We start from the raw sequence: 3849 nt of genomic DNA, 5'->3' as shown, positions 1-3849 counted from the left end.
CACGTGCGCCTCGCCGATGAGAGCGTCTGCATCGGTCCGCCGGCGGCGCGCGACAGCTACCTCAACATTCCAGCCCTGATCGCCGCTTGCGAGATCACCGGGGCGGACGCGATCCATCCCGGGTATGGATTTCTATCCGAGAACGCCCGCTTTGCGGAGGTGCTCGAGCATCACCGCATCACCTTCATCGGTCCCAAGGCGGAACACATCCGCATCATGGGCGACAAGATTGAAGCGAAACGCACGGCCAAGCGTCTCGGCATCCCCTGCGTGCCCGGTTCCGAAGGGGGCATCACCGATGAGGCGGAAGCCAAGCGGGTCGCCAAGGACATCGGGTATCCGGTGATCATCAAGGCGGCCGCCGGTGGCGGTGGACGCGGCATGAAGGTCGCCCGGACCGAGGAAGACCTCGTCCACGCCCTGGCCACAGCAAAGACCGAAGCAAAGGCGGCCTTCGGCGACGACGCAGTCTACCTCGAGAAATTCCTAGAGAAGCCGCGCCACATCGAGATCCAGGTGCTCGGGGACGGCAAGGGCAACGCCGTCCATCTGGGCGAGCGCGATTGTTCGCTGCAGCGGCGCCACCAGAAAGTCTGGGAAGAAGGCCCCTCGCCCGCGCTCAACGTCGAGATGCGCGAGCGCATCGGCGGCGTCGTCGCCAAGGCGATGCAGGACCTGCAATATGCCGGCGCCGGCACGGTCGAGTTTCTCTACGAAGACGGCGAGTTCTATTTCATCGAAATGAACACCCGCATCCAGGTGGAACATCCGGTGACGGAGATGATCACCGGAATCGACCTCGTCAACGAGCAGATCCGGGTCGCGGCCGGCGCCCCTCTTTCGGTCAAGCAGAGCGACATTCACATCGAAGGCCATGCCATCGAGTGCCGCGTGAACGCAGAACACCATTCCACGTTCCGCCCCTCACCCGGCACGATCACTTACTTCCACACGCCGGGCGGTCTCGGTGTGCGGGTGGATTCCGCAGCCTATCAGGGCTATCGCATTCCGCCCCACTACGACTCGCTCGTCGGCAAGCTGATCGTCCACGGACGGACGCGGAACGAGTGCCTGATGCGCCTGCGTCGCGCTCTTGACGAGTTCGTCGTCGACGGTGTCGATACCACGCTGCCGCTGTTCCGGACTCTCGTCCGCAATCCGGATATCCAGAACGGCCAATACGACATCCACTGGCTCGAAAACTTCCTCAAGACCGGCGGCATCGACGAGACCTGAGCCGATCGCGACTGGCCCAGCGCCATGACCCGAAGGCGCGCGGCCGTTCAGTAGCGCGCGCCTCGAATGAAAAAGCATGATATCCTCACGCCATGAGAGGCGACTCGATCGAGATAACGCCTGAGATCCTTCTCAAGGCGTATGCAGCCGGCATCTTTCCGATGGCGGAGGATGCCGATGACCCGTCCCTATTCTGGGTCGAGCCGCGAGAGCGCGGCGTCATCCCGCTCGATTCCTTCCATGTGGGCAAGCGCCTGGCCCGGACGGTCCGCTCCGACGAGTTCGATATCCGGGTCGATTGCGATTTCGATGCCGTTGTCGAGGGATGCGCAGCTCCAGGGCGCGATCGCGAAAAGACCTGGATCAGCAAACGCATCCACCAGCTCTATGGTGCCCTTTTCGACGCCGGCCATTGTCACACGGTCGAAGTCTATAAGAGCGGCCAACTCGTCGGCGGACTCTATGGCGTCCGTCTGCGGAGCGCCTTCTTCGGGGAGAGCATGTTCCATACGGAGCGGGACGCTTCCAAGGTCGCCCTTGTCCACCTCGTCGCCCGCTTGCGCTACGGTGGTTTTCGGCTGCTCGACACGCAGTTCGTGACGCCCCATCTGGCCCAGTTTGGTGCGGCCGAGATTTCGCGGCGGGACTACAAGCACAAACTGCAATCGGCCATGGATCACGACGCGGCTTGGTACGCTTGGCCGCGCGACTCGGTCGTCAGCGGAGAGCAGGCGCTCGCCGCCCTCTCGCCCAAACCGAACGTCTAACGATCGTTCGTCCGATTGTTGTTGATCACCGGCGCACCCCGCGGCGGCAGGACCTGTCGCGCAGGCTGGCGCGGTGCCGGCTGAACCGGGGCAAGACCTCCGGCAGGAGGCGCCATGATGTCGCCCGGCTGACCTTGCGAGCGGCGCGCCGGATCTTGCTGAATCGGCGGCAGTTCCTCGGGTATGTCTTTCGGCTCGGCGATGACTTCGGTGCCGCCTTTACAATCCACGAGCCAGATGTCGTAGACGGGGTGCTCGAGACCGTGAAGACCCGGACTGGATGCAAACATCCAGCCTGAAAAGACCCGCTTAGACTGGCCGTCCAAGGGAATATCATCCACCTCGACGAAGGATGTCGTGTTCGGGTTTTCGTTCGGCGGCTTGGTGAAACAGGCCTTCGGCGTCATTTGCAGGGAGCCGAATTGGACGGTCTCTCCCACTGCCACTTCGAAGGACACGATGCGCCCCGTGATCTTGTCCAGGCCCGAGAACAGGCCCGTCGGATTCCTGATTCTGTCCGCGTGCGCTACACCTGCGCCGCACATCACCGATGCGAGAACCAACGACGCCCGCGTCCATCCGAAATTCATAGTGCTCGTCCGCCCTCAAGCGTCTCGGCCAACGCGGCCATACCCGACTTTGTGACACGCGATAACACGCCAACCATGTTGGAAAAAGGGCAAGACCCGTTCAAACGTCGGGTTTCGCCAGCGCCTCAACTGGAATATCAACCTAGACCCGCTCGCAGGACGCCAGATCGACACGAAGCGTAGCGGTCGGATAGATTGACCGCCATGGGGCACTCGAAGACGGACGATGCGATCGACGCAGATCGCCGCGCGCTGGGGTTCATGACCATCGCGGAAACCACGGCACTATCGGGGCGGAACATCCGGATTCCTGATCCGTACGCCGTCTTGATCTCGCCCGGCGTAAATCTGGGAGACGCCGTCGTGCTGTGGCCCGGTGTCGTTCTCCAATGTGATCCGGACAGCTCCGTTTCGATCGCAGGTGGCACAAACCTTCATTCGGGAACGCGGGTCGTGGCGGCCTCCGGCGGCCGTGTCAGCGTCGGCGCAAACGTGGAGATCGGCGAGGAAGGCGGCTTTACGATCAAGGCGGAAGCCGGCGCGGTGATCCGAATCGGCGATGGCGCGCGCCTGCTCGGCGGCGGATCACTATCGTCGTCGAACGATATCGGGAACGGTGCCCAGATCCTCGGGCCGATCCGATGCCAGAATTGCCGCCTCGGCGATGGAGGCAATTATCGGGAGCCAGACCCCGACCTTCGCGGCGGCGTCCTCAAAGGCTCTGGAGTTGCTCGCAACATCGATGTCCCGCAGGGACATGTCATTCAATCGTTCGATTTGTTCGCAGACGCGATCATGCGGCCCCAAACCTATTTTCATCCCAAGCAAAAGGCGTGACGCCAATCATGCAGACGATCAAAGCCGACACATTTGAGTTGGGCCTTGGACTTGTGTCCATCGGGCGCGTCTGGGGCGTCAACCACATCGCTCCGCCGGAGGAAGCAGGGGCGCGCGAATTGCTGCAGCAGGCCATCGATCTCGGCATCCGCATTTTCGATACGGCGCCAGCCTACGCCTCCAGCGAAGAGCGCCTCGGTCGTTTTCTGGCGGAGCTCGATTCAGAGAAGCGCGCCGGCGTACTGATCATGACGAAAGCGGGCGAGCATTGGGATGATGATCGCGATACGAGCTTCGTCGACCACAGCAGGGATGCGCTTTGCGCCAGCATCGATCGCAGTCTCGCGCGGCTGGGCCGGGTTGATGTTCTGCAGCTTCACAAAGCCACCAGAGACGTCGTCGGCAGCCCTGATGTCATC

Annotated in this window: 5 protein-coding genes; 4 read left to right on the top strand and 1 reads right to left on the bottom strand. The window is 62.5% G+C overall.

Features of this window, described 5'->3' with window-relative positions; all coding sequences use genetic code 11:
* Positions 1-1236: acetyl-CoA carboxylase biotin carboxylase subunit (accC, locus tag AC1DT3_RS14065; protein WP_477465875.1), on the top strand; the 1236-nt coding region annotated here is incomplete at its 5' end.
* Positions 1237-1328: 92 nt separating this feature from the next.
* Positions 1329-2003 carry a leucyl/phenylalanyl-tRNA--protein transferase gene (gene aat, locus AC1DT3_RS14060; protein ID WP_477465874.1) on the top strand — a complete coding sequence of 225 codons (675 nt, stop codon included), beginning with the start codon at positions 1329-1331 and terminating at the stop codon, positions 2001-2003.
* Here aat and AC1DT3_RS14055 read toward each other — a convergent pair.
* The gene (locus tag AC1DT3_RS14055; RefSeq protein WP_477465873.1) at positions 2000-2593 is read right to left on the bottom strand and encodes a DUF2155 domain-containing protein; all 594 of its coding nucleotides are present in this window, start codon (positions 2591-2593) and stop codon (positions 2000-2002) included. The genes aat and AC1DT3_RS14055 overlap by 4 nt on opposite strands.
* Before the next feature lie 204 nt (positions 2594-2797).
* On the opposite strand from AC1DT3_RS14055, the gene AC1DT3_RS14050 reads away from it, so the two are divergent.
* Positions 2798-3430 carry a hypothetical protein gene (locus tag AC1DT3_RS14050; RefSeq protein WP_477465872.1) on the top strand — a complete coding sequence of 211 codons (633 nt, stop codon included), beginning with the start codon at positions 2798-2800 and terminating at the stop codon, positions 3428-3430.
* An 8-nt stretch (positions 3431-3438) separates the two neighbouring features.
* Positions 3439-3849 (top strand): aldo/keto reductase (locus tag AC1DT3_RS14045; RefSeq protein ID WP_477465871.1); only part of this gene is annotated, 411 nt, incomplete at its 3' end.

This window comes from Microvirga sp. P4_G7, assembly GCF_056401005.1.
The sequence above is the reverse complement of the archived record's forward strand: the minus strand, read 5'-3'. Positions and strand labels throughout refer to the sequence as shown.